This window comes from Homoserinimonas sp., assembly GCF_056262345.1.
Map to the genome: position 1 here is coordinate 1 of NZ_JBACFR010000149.1, position 15,253 is coordinate 15,253.

16 protein-coding genes are annotated in these 15,253 nt (G+C 64.0%); 1 reads left to right on the forward strand and 15 read right to left on the reverse strand.

The window, feature by feature from the left end; genetic code table 11:
• The 14 genes from AC062T_RS07345 to AC062T_RS07410 all read right to left on the reverse strand — a co-directional run.
• Window positions 1-368 (reverse strand): Rossmann-fold NAD(P)-binding domain-containing protein (locus AC062T_RS07345; protein ID WP_476028721.1); only part of this gene is annotated, 368 nt, incomplete at its 3' end.
• Between the two features lie 116 nt (window positions 369-484).
• On the reverse strand, window positions 485-853 hold the full coding sequence (locus AC062T_RS07350; RefSeq protein ID WP_476028723.1) for a hypothetical protein: 369 nt from the start codon (window positions 851-853) through the stop codon (window positions 485-487).
• Window positions 850-1,269 (reverse strand): hypothetical protein, encoded by a 420-nt coding sequence (locus AC062T_RS07355; protein ID WP_476028725.1) that lies wholly within the window; start codon window positions 1,267-1,269, stop codon window positions 850-852. The genes AC062T_RS07350 and AC062T_RS07355 overlap by 4 nt, the downstream gene beginning before the upstream one ends.
• Window positions 1,270-1,278: 9 nt before the next feature.
• Window positions 1,279-2,319, reverse strand: coding sequence for an adenosine deaminase (locus AC062T_RS07360; protein WP_476028727.1), 1,041 nt, complete (start codon window positions 2,317-2,319; stop codon window positions 1,279-1,281).
• Between the two features lie 75 nt (window positions 2,320-2,394).
• Window positions 2,395-3,240: an ABC transporter permease gene (locus AC062T_RS07365; RefSeq protein ID WP_476028729.1), complete on the reverse strand. Its 846-nt coding sequence runs from the start codon at window positions 3,238-3,240 to the stop codon at window positions 2,395-2,397.
• Complete coding sequence (locus AC062T_RS07370) at window positions 3,237-4,028, reverse strand: ABC transporter permease (RefSeq protein ID WP_476028731.1); 792 nt, start codon at window positions 4,026-4,028, stop codon at window positions 3,237-3,239. The genes AC062T_RS07365 and AC062T_RS07370 overlap by 4 nt, the downstream gene beginning before the upstream one ends.
• 17 nt (window positions 4,029-4,045) lie before the next feature.
• Window positions 4,046-4,885, reverse strand: coding sequence for an ABC transporter ATP-binding protein (locus tag AC062T_RS07375; RefSeq protein WP_476028733.1), 840 nt, complete (start codon window positions 4,883-4,885; stop codon window positions 4,046-4,048).
• 14 nt (window positions 4,886-4,899) lie between these two features.
• On the reverse strand, window positions 4,900-5,964 hold the full coding sequence (locus AC062T_RS07380) for an ABC transporter substrate-binding protein (RefSeq protein WP_476028735.1): 1,065 nt from the start codon (window positions 5,962-5,964) through the stop codon (window positions 4,900-4,902).
• 227 nt (window positions 5,965-6,191) lie between these two features.
• Window positions 6,192-7,217, reverse strand: a complete 1,026-nt coding sequence (gene ilvC / locus AC062T_RS07385) for a ketol-acid reductoisomerase (protein WP_476028736.1) — start codon at window positions 7,215-7,217, stop codon at window positions 6,192-6,194.
• 71 nt (window positions 7,218-7,288) lie between these two features.
• Window positions 7,289-7,795 carry an acetolactate synthase small subunit gene (gene ilvN, locus AC062T_RS07390; protein ID WP_476028738.1) on the reverse strand — a complete coding sequence of 169 codons (507 nt, stop codon included), beginning with the start codon at window positions 7,793-7,795 and terminating at the stop codon, window positions 7,289-7,291.
• A gap of 3 nt (window positions 7,796-7,798) precedes the next feature.
• The gene (locus AC062T_RS07395; protein ID WP_476028740.1) at window positions 7,799-9,589 is read right to left on the reverse strand and encodes an acetolactate synthase large subunit; all 1,791 of its coding nucleotides are present in this window, start codon (window positions 9,587-9,589) and stop codon (window positions 7,799-7,801) included.
• A 72-nt stretch (window positions 9,590-9,661) separates the two neighbouring features.
• Window positions 9,662-11,356, reverse strand: coding sequence for a dihydroxy-acid dehydratase (gene ilvD, locus AC062T_RS07400; protein WP_108997170.1), 1,695 nt, complete (start codon window positions 11,354-11,356; stop codon window positions 9,662-9,664).
• A gap of 30 nt (window positions 11,357-11,386) precedes the next feature.
• Window positions 11,387-11,860 carry a VanZ family protein gene (locus AC062T_RS07405; RefSeq protein WP_476028742.1) on the reverse strand — a complete coding sequence of 158 codons (474 nt, stop codon included), beginning with the start codon at window positions 11,858-11,860 and terminating at the stop codon, window positions 11,387-11,389.
• Window positions 11,861-11,949: 89 nt separating this feature from the next.
• Window positions 11,950-12,669 (reverse strand): ferritin-like fold-containing protein, encoded by a 720-nt coding sequence (locus AC062T_RS07410; RefSeq protein WP_476028744.1) that lies wholly within the window; start codon window positions 12,667-12,669, stop codon window positions 11,950-11,952.
• A gap of 253 nt (window positions 12,670-12,922) precedes the next feature.
• Here AC062T_RS07410 and AC062T_RS07415 point away from each other — a divergent pair, with 253 nt between their 5' ends.
• Window positions 12,923-14,347 carry a DEAD/DEAH box helicase gene (locus AC062T_RS07415; RefSeq protein ID WP_476028770.1) on the forward strand — a complete coding sequence of 475 codons (1,425 nt, stop codon included), beginning with the start codon at window positions 12,923-12,925 and terminating at the stop codon, window positions 14,345-14,347.
• Between the two features lie 36 nt (window positions 14,348-14,383).
• Here AC062T_RS07415 and AC062T_RS07420 read toward each other — a convergent pair whose 3' ends face one another.
• Window positions 14,384-15,235 (reverse strand): PHP domain-containing protein, encoded by an 852-nt coding sequence (locus tag AC062T_RS07420; protein ID WP_476028746.1) that lies wholly within the window; start codon window positions 15,233-15,235, stop codon window positions 14,384-14,386.
• Between the last annotated feature and the right edge of the window lie 18 nt (window positions 15,236-15,253).

A 15,253-nucleotide genomic window follows, 5' to 3' on the forward strand; every position in this document is an offset into this window, starting at 1 on the left:
GACTGGTTCGCCTCGGGGATGAACCGGGCGAGGCTCAGGATGTGGCCCACCGCGAGTTCCGCTGCCGAGATCACGTTGGAGGTCGGCGCGTTCACGACCATGACGCCAGCCGTCGTTGCGGCCTTGATGTCGACGTTGTCGAGCCCGACTCCTGCGCGAGCGATGACCTTGAGCTTCTTGCCTGCGGCAATCGCCTCCTCGTCCATCTTCGTGGCAGATCGGATCAGCACGGCAGACGCATCAGCGAGAGCCGACAGCAGCGCCGGACGGTCAGTGCCGTCCACCGAGCGGATGTCGAAGTCGGGGCCAAGGGCCTCGACGGTTGCGGGCGAAAGTTCTTCAGCGATCAGCACGATCGGCTTTGCCACGAAATGATCCATTCGTCGAAGGGTTGGGTTGTCGCCGAGGCTCATTCAGGTCACGGCAGGGTCAGTTTAGTGCACCGCTCGCAGCCGACGTGACGGGCCAAGATGGGCCCAGCACGCTACAGAAGTGACGTCAGAGTGAGCGTCAACGCCGCGACGACGGCCAACCCCGTCAGGTATAGAAGAGCCTGCACTCCCAGCGAGCGGCGGCGCCCGATCCACCACGCGATGGCGAATGCTGCGGCGGGAAGCAGAAGGTTCACGATCAGGGTCGCCCACGGAACCGAGACCGGGGCGAGGTCGTTATCAGCCAGGAACTCGTTGCGCGCATCCAGCAATTCGACGACGCCGAACATATTGGTGATGGCCTCAAAAAAATCCCACGCATAAAACAGCGCGAAGACGATTGCAACCGTGATCGACGGCCATGAGCGCCGCGTGGGGGCGGTGACGGCTGGTGCAGATGCTGTGCCAGCGGATTCGCTCACGCTGAACCTCCCAGAATGAACGGCCACGGCACTAGCACTACGGCGCCAAGCAGCAGAAGGAGAACACGAAGAAGGGGGCGTTTGTGTCGAGTGAGCACGAACACGGTGGCCATCCAAATCAAAGGAGACGCAATGGCCAAGAACTCACCGAGCTGGTACATGATCTCGGCGAAAAGGCTCGCCTGAGAGAAGGTGTCGCGGCTAACGGCAATGATCCATCCGACCACGTAGAGCAAGTAAACGCCGCCCAGGATGCCGTAGAAAACAAGCAGGAGGGAGCTGCTCCCGGCGCTAGCGGATGCCGCGGCTGGCGCCTCCGACGACGGCTCGCTCGGAGTCTCCACCGGCCGAGCGGCGATGTTATCGGGCTCAGCGCCGTCCCAGGTCAGGGCCTCGTCGTCGGCTTCGGAGTGCATGTATTGACTCTAGCGCCGGGCACTCAGTTGACTGCTCTGGTTGACGCCGATCCATTCGTCGATCTCCGCGAGGAGCTGCTGCTTGCGAGAATCCGAGGCGAAGGAGGCGACCACCGAGTTCTGGGCCAGCTCCACGAGCTTCGACTGAGAGACCCCGAAGACCCGCTCAATCTCGGTGAAGTTGTCGCCGACGTAGCCGCCAAAATACGCGGGGTCGTCGGAGTTCACGGTCACGAACAGCCCGGCCTCGATGAGCGCCGGAAGGGCGTTGAACGCAACGTGCCCGCCCAACCGCAGGTTGGAGAGGGGGCACACGGTGAGCGGGACGCGGTTCTCGCGCAAATAGTCCACGAGATCGGAGTCCTCGAGGCTGCGCACGCCATGGTCGATGCGCTCGACCTTGAGCAGGCGAAGCGCCTCCCAGACATAGTCGGATGGCCCCTCCTCACCGGCGTGAGCGACAAGACGGAGGCCAAGTTCGGCCGCCCGGGAATACACCTCAGCAAACAGACTTGGCGGAAACCCCGCCTCCGCAGAATCGAGGCCGACACCGATGAGGTCGCCCACACGGTGCGCCACCGATTCGAGCGTCTCGTGAGCGCTCGAGACGGGCAGATCGCGGAGAAAGCACATAATGAGCCCACCCGTTATGCCGAGCCTGCTGCGAGCATCCGTCGCTGCCCTGCTCAGACCGTCGATGACCGTGTCGATCGAAACGCCCCTGCTCGTGTGGGCCTGAGGGTCAAAGAAGATCTCGGTGTGCCGCACGCCCTGAGCGCTCGCGCGCTCGTAATACGCCATCGCCAGTTCGTAGAAGTCCCGTTCTGTGCGCAGCACCGCCATGCACTCGTAGTACAGGTCGAGAAACGACACGAGGCCGTCGAAGCTATAGCTCTGCCTCAGCTCCTCGACGCTCGCATAGGGCAGCTCAATGCCGTTGCGCGCCGCGAGCGCAAAGACGAGCTCCGGCTCGAACGTGCCCTCGATGTGTAGGTGGAGTTCTGCTTTGGGGAGCCCGAGCAGGGAATGGGCAGGGGCGTGCTGTGACATGGAGTTCCTTGGGGGTACGGCAAGCAGAATTCTCGCGACGGGCCGCTTCGCTCCGGCCATCGCGCACTATCGAGCCTAAGGCCGGTGAGCGTCACCGATCGCCGCAGAGCCCATCCTCGCCAAAACGATGTTCTCCACCAGTTGCGCGAGCGCATAGAGCACGACGGATGCGAGCGTCACGGCCACGACAGAAGACCAGACCTCAAAATTCTTAACCTGGGCGACCGCGGTGGTGATTGAGTACCCGAGCCCCTGCCCCGTTGCCAGCCATTCGGCCAGCAGCGCTCCCGTGATGGCGGCAGGCACAGAGATCCGCACGGCGGCGAAGAACGCGGGCATAGAGCTCGGCAGAGCCACTGTGCGCAGCACCGTGAGCCTGGTGCCTCCGTAGACCGTGATGACATCGGCGATCTGAGCCGAAGCGCTGCGCAGGCCGAAGGCGATTGTCACGAGGGCGGGGAACAGCACAACGATGGCACCCATGACGGCCGTCATCGTGATGCCGCGTCCAAATATGAGCATGAGGATGGGGGCGAGCGCGACGAGGGGAATGGATCTCAGCAGCAGCGCCATGGGCATGAGTGCCTGCTCAAGGCCCCGAGAGAGAGCGAACGCCAGGGCAACGAGGAGTGCCACGAGAAGCCCGACGCTAAAGCCGATGCTCGCGTCGGCGAGCGTTATCAGCAGCAGCCCCCACACCTTCGCCAGATTTTCGGGCGCATCCTCGCGAACGAACAACCAGTCGATCACGTCCAGTGGCGTCTTCGCCAGAAAGGGCGAAATGTCGAGCACCGCGATGATCGCGAACCACGCGCCGATCACGCCCACCAGGGTGATGAGTGCCGTGGCCGCCGATCTGCCGAGACTGCCGGCTACGGCGCGCACCGCCCCTCGGCGCACCATGGGCTCTCCGCCGCTCATGCCGCGACCACCTGCCCCGTGGACCACGGCGTCACGAACCGGGCAATCATGCCAAAAATCATGTACCCGAGCGCCGCGACGGCCCCCGAGATGAGCACGAGCGCCCAGGTCCTCTCGATGTTGGTCGACTGCGCTGCAATGATGAGCGCCGGGCCAACACCGCGCTGCACACCGCCGAACCACTCCCCGAGCACTGCGCCGAGAAAGGCCGACGGAACCGCGATCTGCAGCCCGGTCAGTATTCCGGGAAGGCTCGCAACCGACCTCACCTTGCGAAGCTGCATGAACCGCGATCCGCCATAAACCGCGACGACATCCAGCGACGAGCGATCGGCCGATTTGAGGCCGAGAAGAGTGTTGACCACGGTCGTAAAGAACACCGAGAGCGCGGCAAGCACGATTGCTGTTCCGGATGCTTCTCCTGCCTTGGGAGCGCCGATGACCACATAGATGAGCGGGCCGATAGCAACGAGCGGCAGACAGTAGGTGATGACGGCCACTTGCGTGACAACGCCCTCAAGACGCGGCCAGATGAGCACGAGAGCCGATACGGCCAGCGCCACGGCCGTGCCCCAGGCAAACCCCTGGGCGGCCTCCCCGAGAGTCACTGCCACGTGGGTGAGATAGAAGCCGATGCCATCCTCGATGATCTTTTGCACGACACCCAGCGGCGTGGGAATAGCTCCTCGGTCGCCAACGCCTGCATCGGCAAAAACCGTGATGGCACCGACCCACCAGAGCCCGACGATCACCGCGGCAGCAAGCGCAGCAGAGAGCCAGGCGGGCATCGCGCTCCTCGGCACCGCTACTCCCCCACCGGTTCGAGTTCGCGTTCTGCCGCGCTGGTCGATTCGCCGCCGAACAACAGTTCGGATGCGCGGTCGTGCAGCGCGTGAAACTCCGGTGTTCGCATCATCTCGGCAACGCGGGGTCGAGGCAGATCCACGTCGATAACCTCTTTGACACGGCCGGGCCGTGCCGACATCACGGCCACCCGGTCAGACAAGAAAATGGCCTCAGAGATGCCGTGGGTCACCATGAGCGTCGTTGCCGGCTTCTCCGTCCAGATTCGAAGCAGCTCAATGTTGAGGCGTTGCCTCGTCATGTCGTCGAGCGCGCCGAACGGCTCATCGAGCAACAGAACGGAGGGCTTGAGAACCAGGGAGCGGGCGATCGAGACCCTCTGTTTCATGCCCCCAGAGAGCTGCGCCGGTTTTGCCTTCTCAAACCCCGTGAGACCCACGAGGTTGATGAGGTCCGAAACATAGGCGCGATCCACGGGCAGCCCCGCAACCTCGAACGGCAGGCGGATGTTGCTCTCGACGCTCCTCCACGGCAGAAGCGCAGCATCCTGAAACGCGATGCCCAGATTGTGGCCGGCGCGAAGCTCCGCAGGGTTCTTGCCGTCGACCATCGCGACCCCTGAGGTCGGAGTCTCGAGGCCGGCCAGGATGCGCAAGATCGTGGACTTGCCGCATCCTGAAGGCCCCAGCAACGAAAGAAAGCTCCCCTGCTCGCTCTGCAGCGTCGTATTGGCGAGAGCGACGACTCGGGAACGCCGCATCGCGAAGGTCTTGCTGAGGCCCGAGATGTGTATTCCGGTGCCCGAGACCTCGTCCCGGGCACCGGCTGTCTGAGAAGACACGATGTATCTGGCCCCTACTTTGCGTAGTCGAGCAGCTCGGGGTTCTCTTCGTAAACCTCGGCGAGCAGAGACATATCGAAGAGCAGGTCAGCGGTTACCTCGATGCCTGCGGCAGCGAGGGTCTGAATGCAGAGTTCCTGCATCTTCTCGCTGATGGTGAAGAGCCCGTTGGCCTCGGTCTCATCGCTCACGATCAGGTCGCGCGCCTGCACCTGGGCCTGCAGCAGTTCCTTCTCCATCGTCAGCCCAAGATCGCTGCCGAACACCTCGACGGCGAGGCGGGCAGCCTCATCCGTCTCGGCGATGGCATCGGTCCAGCCCTTGATCTCGGCGACGAGGAGGGCCTTGAGAAGCTCGCGGTTGTTCTCGATGTCTGCGGTGTTCACGATGAGGCTCTCGGCAACAAACGGCATGCCGTTGTCGGCAAACGGCAGGTTCACGGGCTTCAGACCCTGAAGCTCAGCGTCTAGCGCCTCGTTCGTGAGGTAGGCAAACCATCCGTCGAGTTCGCCCGTGAACAGCGGGGTCGGGTCGTATTCAACGGGCACCGTGTTGACGTCGTCAAGCGTGAGGTCGTTGAGGGCGAGGAACGCCTCCCACAGGTTCTGGTTGCTCGCCTGCACGCCGATTGTCTTGCCCTTGAGGTCATCGACCGTTGCGATGTTGCCGTGGTCCTCGAGCGACAAGATCGTGAACGGGTTCTTTTGGTAGGTCGTGCCGATGATCGTGATCGGCGCACCCTCCTCCGCGATGACGGATCCCGCCGAGATCGCGTTGCCGAGCCCCATGATCACATTGCCCGAGATGACGGCCGCCTCGGTCGAGACTGGCCCTGGCACAAGCTCCACGGAGTCGAACCCTGCATCGGCGAAATAGCCGCGCTCCTCGGCGAAGAACTCGCCCGCGAACTCCGCGTTCTTGATCCACGAGAGCTGGATGGCAATGTCGCCGAACGAGCCGTCCTCGCCGGAGGGCGTCTCGGCGCTCGTCCCGGCACAGGCGCCGAGGAGGAGAGCCAGCGTCGCTGCCCCCGCCGTTGCCGCTACTGCGCGGCGGGTGAATCCGTGGACAGGGAACATTGACGGCCTCTTTCTGTCGGGAAGCGCCTCGGCTGCTGAGATGCCGCCCGCAGGGGACGGCCGTTGGCGCGTGCTCGTCAGAGTAGGGACACGATGTTTCGTTGAGGGAGCCTCGATGTTTCGGCAGCGTTTCGAGCGCTACGAAACGATAAAGGGCCGGCACCCTTGTGAAGTGTCGGCCCTCTATCAGGCGAGACGGGGCCTACCCGGCCCGCGGCTTAGTGAACTCAGCGCGCTGCGGAGCCGTCCGTGTAGTCGGCGTCCTGCTGCTTCCACGCGAAGAGCGAGCGAAGCTCCTTGCCCGTGACCTCGATGGGGTGCGCTGCACCCTTCTCGCGGAGGCCGAGGAACTCGGTGCCGCCACCATCCTGGTCCTTGATAAAGCGGTCTGCGAACGCGCCGGACTGGATGTCGGCGAGAACGGCCTTCATGTTCTCCTTGACATCCGGCGTGATCACGCGGGGGCCGGAGACGTAGTCGCCGTACTCGGCCGTGTCGGAGACGGACCAGCGCTGCTTGGCGATGCCGCCCTCCCACATGAGGTCGACGATGAGTTTGAGCTCGTGAAGAACCTCGAAGTAGGCGATCTCGGGCTGGTAGCCAGCCTCGACGAGGGTCCCAAAGCCGTACTGAACGAGCTGCGAGGTGCCGCCACAGAGAACAGCCTGCTCACCGAACAGGTCGGTCTCGGTCTCCTCGGTGAACGTGGTCTTGATCACGCCGGCGCGGGTTCCACCGATGGCCTTGGCGTACGACTTGGCGAGGTCCCAGGCGGTGCCAGAAGCGTCACGCTCGACGGCAATGATGTCCGGGATGCCACGGCCGGCAACGAACTCGCGGCGAACCGTGTGTCCGGGAGCCTTAGGAGCGACGAGGATGACGTCGACGCCCTCGGGCACCTCGATGTAACCGAAGCGGATGTTGAAGCCGTGAGCGAAGGCAAGGGTCTTGCCCGGCGTGAGCTTGTCTTTGATCTCGTCGTTGAAGATCGAGCGCTGGTACTGGTCGGGGGCGAGGATCATGATCACGTCAGCCCACTCAGCGGCATCGGCGACGGACTTGACCTCGAAGCCGTCCTCCTGAGCCTTAGCAGTCGACTTCGAGCCCTCCTTGAGCGCGATGACGACCTCAACGCCCGAGTCGCGCAGGTTCTGCGCGTGAGCGTGGCCCTGCGAGCCGTAGCCGATGATGGCTACCTTCTTGCTCTGGATGAGCGACAGGTCAGCGTCCTTGTCGTAGAAGATCTCAGTCACTTGTGTTTCTCCTTGTTGTGTGAGGTGTGCAGTGCGGGCAGACGCCGACCGCGATCGGCCGGCAACCCACGTCAGTTCTTGAAAACGCGCTCGGTGATGCTCTTAGCCCCGCGCCCGATAGCGAGGAGCCCCGACTGGGCGATCTCCTTGATGCCATAGGGCTCAAGCACCTTGAGCAGGGCCTGGGTCTTGGCGGTGTCACCGGTGACCTCGATCACCACGGCATCCGTCGACACGTCGACGATGCGTGCGCGGAACAGCGTTGCCGCTTCGAGGATCTGGCTGCGAGTGGTGTTGTCTACTCGCACCTTGATGAGCATGTGCTCGCGCTGAACAGTCTGCGCTGGGTCGAGCTCAACGACCTTGATCACGTTGATCAGCTTGTTGAGCTGCTTCGTAACCTGCTCAAGGGGCAGCTCCTCGACGTCCACGACGACGGTGATGCGCGAGAGGCCAGCGATTTCGCTCTTGCCAACCGCAAGGCTCTCGATGTTGAATCCACGGCGAGCGAAGAGGCCAGCAACTCGTGTGAGCAGACCGGGCTTGTCTTCGACCAGGAGAGACAGAACATGACTCATTGCTTATTCCTCTTCCCAGGCGGGCGCGGCATCGCGGACGTATTGGATGGCCGAGTTGCCGCGACCCTGCTGCACCATGGGCCACACCATCGAGTCACGGCTCACCACGAAGTCGATCACAACGGGCCGATCGTTGGTCTCGTTAGCGAGCTTGATCGCAGCGTCGACCTCTTCTTTCTTCGTGACGCGAATCGCGAGGGCACCGTAGGCCTCCGCAAGCTTCACGAAGTCGGGAACCATAGCCGTGCCGTGCCCCGTATTGAGGTCGGTGAACGAGTGGCGGCCTTCGTACAGCAGCGTCTGCCACTGGCGAACCATGCCGAGCGACGAGTTGTTGATGACCGCGACCTTGATCGGAATCTCGTTGATCGTGCAGGTTGCGAGCTCCTGATTGGTCATCTGGAAGCAGCCGTCACCGTCGATCGACCAGACGATGCGGTCGGGATTGGCCACCTTGGCACCCATGGCCGCAGGCACGCTGTAGCCCATGGTGCCGGCACCGCCCGAGTTGAGCCAGGCGCCGGGGCGCTCGTACTTGATGAACTGTGCAGCCCACATCTGGTGCTGGCCAACTCCGGCGGCGTACACGCCCTCCGGGCCGGTGATCGCGCCGATTCGCTCGATCACATACTGCGGCGAGAGCAGGCCATCTTCAGGCTCGTCGTACCCGAGCGGGAACTGCTCCCGCAAAAGGTTGAGGCGCGTCCACCACTCCGAAAGGTCGGGCGCGTGTGCCCCGACGATCTGGGTGAACGATGCGGTCAGATCGGCGATGACATCCTTGGCATCGCCGACAATGGGCACATCGGCCGTGCGGATCTTCGAGATCTCCGCTGGGTCGATGTCGACATGGACAACCTTGGCGTGGGGCGCGAACTCGCTCGTCTTGCCCGTGACTCGGTCGTCGAAGCGAGCTCCGAGCGACACCAGAAGGTCGGATTCCTGAATAGCGAGAACGGCAGGAACTGTGCCGTGCATCCCGGGCATGCCCAGGTGCTGATCGTGGGAGTCGGGGAACGCGCCGCGAGCCATAAGCGTCGTGACGACGGGTGCGCCGACGGTCTCGGCAAGCTTGAGAAGAACCTCGGATGCTCCGGCACGCACAACACCGCCGCCAACGTAGAGCACGGGGCGCTTGGCCTCGGCGAGCAGCTGGGCTGCCGCCTGGATCTGCTTGCCGTGCGCCTTGACCACGGGGCGGTAGCCGGGCAGGTCGACCTGAGTCGGCCACACGAAAGGCGCGCGACCCTGCTGCGCATCCTTGGTGATGTCGACAAGAACGGGGCCGGGGCGGCCGGTCGTTGCGATCTGGTAGGCCGCCGCGAGGACGCCAGGAATGTCTTCTGGCTTGGTCACGAGGAACGAGTGCTTGGTGATCGGCATCGTGATTCCGACGATGTCGATCTCCTGGAACGCATCGGTTCCCATCGAGGTAGAGAACACCTGGCCGGTGATCGCGAGCATCGGCACCGAGTCCATGTACGCGTCGGCGATCGCCGTCACCAGGTTTGTCGCGCCGGGGCCTGAGGTCGCGATGGCGACTCCGACCTTTCCGCTCGACGAGGCATAGCCCTCAGCCGCGTGACCCGCACCCTGTTCGTGACGAACGAGGATGTGACGGATCGTCTTCGACGACATGAGTTCGTCGTAGAACGGCATGATTGCGCCGCCCGGCAGACCGAACACATCGGTAATGCCAAGCTTTTCGAGCGAGCGGAGCACTGCCCCGGACCCCGTGAGGATCTCGGGCATGCTCGACGTGCTGGTGGGAATGGGAGGTGCGTCTGCTGACATCACTGAATTCCTTGTGATCGTGAACACGAATGGCCGGGGCACTGGTGTGCCCCTAGAGCTGAGGTGACGCGGCTACCCCGTGATTGCGCCCTCTGATGCAGAGTGCACAAGCTTGGAATACTTCGCGAGAACGCCACGGGTATAGCGCGGGGGAAGTGGAGCCCAGCCGTTGCGGCGAGCTTCCAGCTCTGCTTCATCGACGAGTAGGTCGAGTGAGCGAGCTGCGATATCGACCCGAATCAGATCACCATCGCGCACGAATGCGATTGGACCTGCGTCCACCGCCTCGGGTGCTATGTGGCCGATGCACAGGCCGGTTGTGCCGCCCGAGAATCGTCCGTCCGTCAACAGTAGTACATCTTTTCCGAGCCCCGCGCCCTTGATCGCCGCGGTGATCGCGAGCATCTCGCGCATGCCGGGGCCACCCTTGGGGCCCTCGTAGCGAATAACGACGATGTCGCCAGCCTTGATTCGACCCTCGGTGAGAGCATCCATGGCTCCGCGCTCACGCTCGAATACGCGGGCGGGGCCCTCGAACACAGCAGCGTCGAAGCCAGCCGTCTTGACGACAGCACCCTCGGGCGCGAACGTGCCCTTGAGCACCGCAAGGCCACCCGAGGCGTGGATGGGGTTGTCGAGCGTGCGCAGAACCTCGCCGTCGAGAGGATCGATATCCATCTCGGCGAGGTTCTCTGCCATGGTCTTGCCCGTGACGGTGAGGGCATCGCCGTGCATGAGCCCCGCATCAAGAAGCGCCTTCATAAGAACGGGGAGCCCGCCGTGACGGTCGACATCGTTCATCACGTACTTGCCGAACGGCTTGAGGTCGCCGATGTGGGGAACCTTGTCGCCGATGCGGTTGAAGTCATCGAGGGTCAGGTCGACCCCCGCCTCGTTCGCGATTGCGAGCAGGTGAAGGATGATGTTGGTCGATCCGCCCAGTGCCATGCCCACGGCGATGGCGTTCTCGAATGCCTTCTTAGTGAGGATGTCGCCCGTCGTGATTCCCAGGCGCAGCATGTTGACCACGGCCTCACCGGAGCGGTGGGCGTAGTAGTCGCGGCGGCGATCGGCGGATGCGGGCGAGGCCGAGCCGGGAAGGCTCATGCCGAGCGCCTCGGCGACACTCGCCATGGTGTTGGCCGTGTACATGCCACCACAGGCACCCTCGCCGGGAGCGAAGGCACACTCGATGCGCTTGGCGTCTGCGGCCGACATCTTGCCAGCCTTGACAGCGCCGACGGCCTCGAACGAGTCGATGATCGTGATGTCCTTCTCGGTGCCGTCGCTGAGCTTGACCCAGCCCGGAGCGATCGAACCGGCATAGAGAAACACTGAAGCGAGGTTGAGGCGCGCGGCCGCCATGAGCATGCCGGGGATCGATTTGTCGCATCCGGCCAGCACGACGGAGCCGTCCAGGCGCTCCGCCATCATCACGGTCTCAACGGAGTCGGCAATGACTTCGCGCGAGACGAGAGAGAAGTGCATGCCCTCGTGGCCCATCGAGATTCCGTCGGAGACGGAGATCGTGCCGAACTGCAGCGGGTAGCCGCCGCCGGAGTGCACGCCCTCTTTAGCGGCTTGCGCGAGGCGGCTCAGGCTCAGGTTGCAGGGGGTGATCTCGTTCCACGAGCTGGCAACACCGATCTGCGGCTTATCCCAGTCGGCGTCACCCATTCCGACCGCACGCAGCATGCCGCGGGAGGTCATCGCCTCGATTCCGTCGGTGACGGTGCGGCTGCGGGGCTTCATATCGTTCTCAGGCATGCCCCAAGTTTAGGGCCATGGCGTAGCAGGTCAGACGAGACCGGAGACCCTCGCGCCAGCGCCCTTCTGTCTGCGGGAGCTGCGCCGCTGCGCTAGTTCCTTGGGCCACGTGAGAAGCAGCGCGAGAACGACCCCGATTACCGCCCCTGAGGCGTTCGAGATCAGATCGCGGATGTCGGTGACCCGGTCGTTCAGAAACAGCTGCGCGAACTCGATGCCCACCGTCACGAGAACACTCACAAGGATCGCGAACCACCATTGGCGGCGACCGAAAAGAAGAACAAAGAGCAGGCCGATGGGAATGAACATGAGCACATTGGCCGCGAACTCGACCCTGTCGTAGGTGATCCACTGCAGAGACTCGTAGGCCTGCAGGCGCTCCAAGACGTTCCACAACAGGCTGCGAGCGCGCCCGTCGAGCGGCTGCGGCCCCAGGGTGAGCCAGCCCACAATCGCCAAGTACGCCAGGGTGGCGAGGCTCAGCAAAGGGTGACGGCGCAGCATCCGTCAATCCTGGGGCATGGCCGCTGAGAAAGGCCGACGAGGTCGGTGAAAAGTGAGCTGAGAAGTGAGCTGGGTAACGCGGCTGATGCCTACGCCGTGAGCCCCAGAACATCCATTCGGCGCGTGTGGGCGGCAATAAGCTCCGTGAAGATCGGCTCGAGCCTTTCTTCGTCTGGGGTCGTGCCGCCAGGGACCTCGAGCGAAGATCGCGCCATAAGAAGGGTGTCACCCACGAGACGGCGCCCCCAGAGGGCAAGCCGAGAGGCCAGTGCAGGCTCGGCGTCAATTGCGGAGCGAAGCGCCTCGACGATTATGGGGCTCGGCTCGTTCTCGGTGAGCAGCGTAACGATGCGGTCGCGAGGCGCGGCAGGCAGCCCCTCGGCGAGCGCAGCAAAAAAGTCGGTGAGCATTCCCGCGGTGATGTAGCTCGTGACTACCGTCTCGTACCAGTCGTTGCCGCGGGTGGTGCTGCGATACCTCTCCACCGGTGCGGCGAAGTGCTCCATAAGGTCTTCTGGCTTGTCCCCGCCGCGCTCGATCTCGGCAATGAGTCCCTCAAGCTTGTTGAGCGAGATCCGCGCGACCCGAGCAAGGGCGACCTTGTCGTGAGTAGTCGGCGACCCGGCAATCGCACCGGTTATCGTCTCGAAGTTCGACAGCTGAAGATAAGCGGCCTGGCCGAGATAACGCGGGAGGTCGGGGGTTAGTTCGCCGAGGGCGACCCGGTTGACGGTTTGCGTGGCTTTATTTCGCGGCTTGAGCTTGGGCGCAACGATCTGCTTGCGACCGCGACCGAAGAGGGAGAACACGAACCCAGACTAGTGCCGGGAGCGGCAGAGAACAGCCCGCGCAGGGCCGACGACGCTCCGCAACGCTCACGTTCAGGGGCTGTGCGGGGTGTCTGCCCCTAAACTGGGTGTAATGCCTCCCGCTTCTGGTGGAGGTTTTCTACGCCCCAGGTGAAAGCGGGCGTACTCGCTTTGGACAGGGCACATACACGTGACTTCAGATCAGACTTCGTCAGAACCCAAGACATTCGCCGATCTCGGCATCGAACAGGACATGGTCGACGCACTCGCGTCGAAGGGCATCACTAGCCCCTTCCCCATCCAGGAACAGACCATCCCCATGGGCCTCGGCGGCCAGGACATCATCGGCCAGGCCAAGACAGGAACCGGCAAAACGCTCGGCTTCGGTCTGCCCCTGCTTCAGGAGCTCGGCCCGAACCCCGAGCCCGGCGTCAAGGCGCTCGTCGTCGTACCGACCCGCGAGCTGTGCGTTCAGGTCGCAGAAGACCTCACGCTCGCAGCATCGAACCGTGGCACCCAGGTCGCCGCGATCTACGGCGGCAAGGCCTACGAGGGTCAGGTCGAGCAGATCAAGGCCGGCGCACAGGTCATCGTAGGAACCCCCGGGCGCCTCCTGGACCTCGCGAGCCAGCGGATGCTGTCGCTTAAGGACGTCAAGGTCATGGTTCTCGACGAGGCCGACAAGATGCTTGACCTCGGGTTCCTCTCCGACATCGAGAAGCTCTTCTCTCAGACGAGCCCCACCCGCCACACGATGCTGTTCTCGGCGACGATGCCCGGCCCGATCGTGGCCCTTGCGCGTCGCTTCATGAACAAGCCCATCCACATCCGCGCGACGGACCCCGACGAGGGCCTGACGCAGGCGAACATCAAGCACGTCGTCTACCGCGCTCACTCGCTCGACAAGGACGAGGTGATCGCCCGCATCCTGCAGGCCGAGGGCCGGGGCAAGACCGTGATCTTCACGCGAACCAAGCGTGCCGCCGCCAAGCTCGTCGAGGAGCTGGGCGACCGAGGCTTCAACGCCGCCGCCGTTCACGGTGACCTCAACCAGGAGCAGCGTGAGCGCGCAATGGCCGCGTTCAAGGCCGGCAAGAAGGACATCCTCATTGCTACGGATGTTGCGGCCCGCGGCATCGACGTCAACGACGTGACCCACGTGATCAACCACACGGTGCCCGACGACCACGACACCTACCTGCACCGCGCTGGCCGCACCGGCCGCGCTGGCAAGACCGGCATCGCCGTCACGTTCGTGGACTGGGACGACCTGCACAAGAGGGCGCTCATCAACCGCGCGCTCGAGATGGGCATCACCGAGCCCACCGAAACCTACTCATCATCGCCGCACCTCTTTGCCGAGCTCGACATCCCCGAGGGCACCAAGGGCCGTCTTGCCTCAGCCGGGCCGGTGCGCGCTCGCGAGCCCCGTGCTGCCGTCGCCTCAGGCGGCCGTGGCCGCGACGGTGCCAAGAACGACGGTTCCTCCCGTGACGGCGGCCCCCGCGGTGGCGCCGATCGCACCCGCACCCGCACCCGTTCAGCAGCGACGGAGGGTGCAGAATCCGCACCCAAGGCCGAGGGCGCCGGAACGCATGACGGCACGGGCCCGGCCCGTCGTCGACGCAACCGCACCCGCCGCCCTAGCACGGGAAGCACCCCGCCTCCCGTCGCCTAGGCCACGTACCCGGATACGGGCGCGCGCGACCAACTGCTACGGCAGAAACGGCTGCGCGCCCGTACCTTCGGCGACGATGCGCTCGAGAACCTCGACTGACGTTGTGTTCTCGGCCAAACGGTTGGGCTTTCCCTGGCCGTGATAGTCGCTCGAGCCCGTGAGAACGAGCCCAAACTCGCGAGCCAGTTCGCGCAGGCGCACCTTGCCGTCCTCCGTGTTCTCACGATGGTCGATCTCGAGCCCAAAAAGGCCAGCATCCGCCATTGCCGCGAAGGTGGCATGGTCGAGCACCGCGTCGCGACCTAGCGTCGCCGGGTGAGCAAGAACGGGCACTCCCCCGGCCGCTCTCACGAGCCTGATTGCCGAGACAGGGTCTGGCGCATAGTGCGGCATCGTGTATCCATGTCTCGGATGCAGGATCTGCTCGAACGCCTCCGTGCGAGTGGCGGCGTGGCCACGAGTCACGAGAGCATCGGCGATATGTGGCCGCCCGACCGTCGTGCCCGTTTGCGTGTGGGCAAGAACGTCATCCCAGGTGAGGGAGTAGTCGAGGGCAAGATTGGCCACGATGCTCTCAGCGCGGGTCAACCGTGACGAACGGATGCGCGCCGTCTCGGCGATGATGTCGGCGTCGGTCGGATCGAACAGGTACGCCAGAAGGTGAACGGAGCGGTGCCCCTGCCGAGTGCTGAACTCCATGCCGGGGATGACCGTAAGACCGGTGCCCTGGGCCGTTGCGCGCGCCTCGGCCCATCCCGCGGTCGAGTCGTGGTCGGTTATGGCGATGGTGTCGAGACCCGCTGCGACCGCCGCTCGGATCAGCTGTGCCGGGGTCTCGGTGCCGTGGCTGACACTGCTGTGTGTGTGCAGGTCGATGAGGCGCTCCATGGATCCACTCTATTCGCG

Coding starts and splice junctions, on each gene's coding strand:
- AC062T_RS07355 (WP_476028725.1), bottom strand. CDS start 1,269: ATGCACTCCGAAGCCGACGACGAGGCCCTGACCTGGGACGGCGCTGAG.
- AC062T_RS07360 (WP_476028727.1), bottom strand. CDS start 2,319: ATGTCACAGCACGCCCCTGCCCATTCCCTGCTCGGGCTCCCCAAAGCA.
- AC062T_RS07365 (WP_476028729.1), bottom strand. CDS start 3,240: ATGAGCGGCGGAGAGCCCATGGTGCGCCGAGGGGCGGTGCGCGCCGTA.
- AC062T_RS07370 (WP_476028731.1), bottom strand. CDS start 4,028: ATGCCCGCCTGGCTCTCTGCTGCGCTTGCTGCCGCGGTGATCGTCGGG.
- AC062T_RS07380 (WP_476028735.1), bottom strand. CDS start 5,964: ATGTTCCCTGTCCACGGATTCACCCGCCGCGCAGTAGCGGCAACGGCG.
- ilvN (WP_476028738.1), bottom strand. CDS start 7,795: ATGAGTCATGTTCTGTCTCTCCTGGTCGAAGACAAGCCCGGTCTGCTC.
- AC062T_RS07395 (WP_476028740.1), bottom strand. CDS start 9,589: ATGTCAGCAGACGCACCTCCCATTCCCACCAGCACGTCGAGCATGCCC.
- ilvD (WP_108997170.1), bottom strand. CDS start 11,356: ATGCCTGAGAACGATATGAAGCCCCGCAGCCGCACCGTCACCGACGGA.
- AC062T_RS07405 (WP_476028742.1), bottom strand. CDS start 11,860: ATGCTGCGCCGTCACCCTTTGCTGAGCCTCGCCACCCTGGCGTACTTG.
- AC062T_RS07415 (WP_476028770.1), top strand. CDS start 12,923: ATGGTCGACGCACTCGCGTCGAAGGGCATCACTAGCCCCTTCCCCATC.
- AC062T_RS07420 (WP_476028746.1), bottom strand. CDS start 15,235: ATGGAGCGCCTCATCGACCTGCACACACACAGCAGTGTCAGCCACGGC.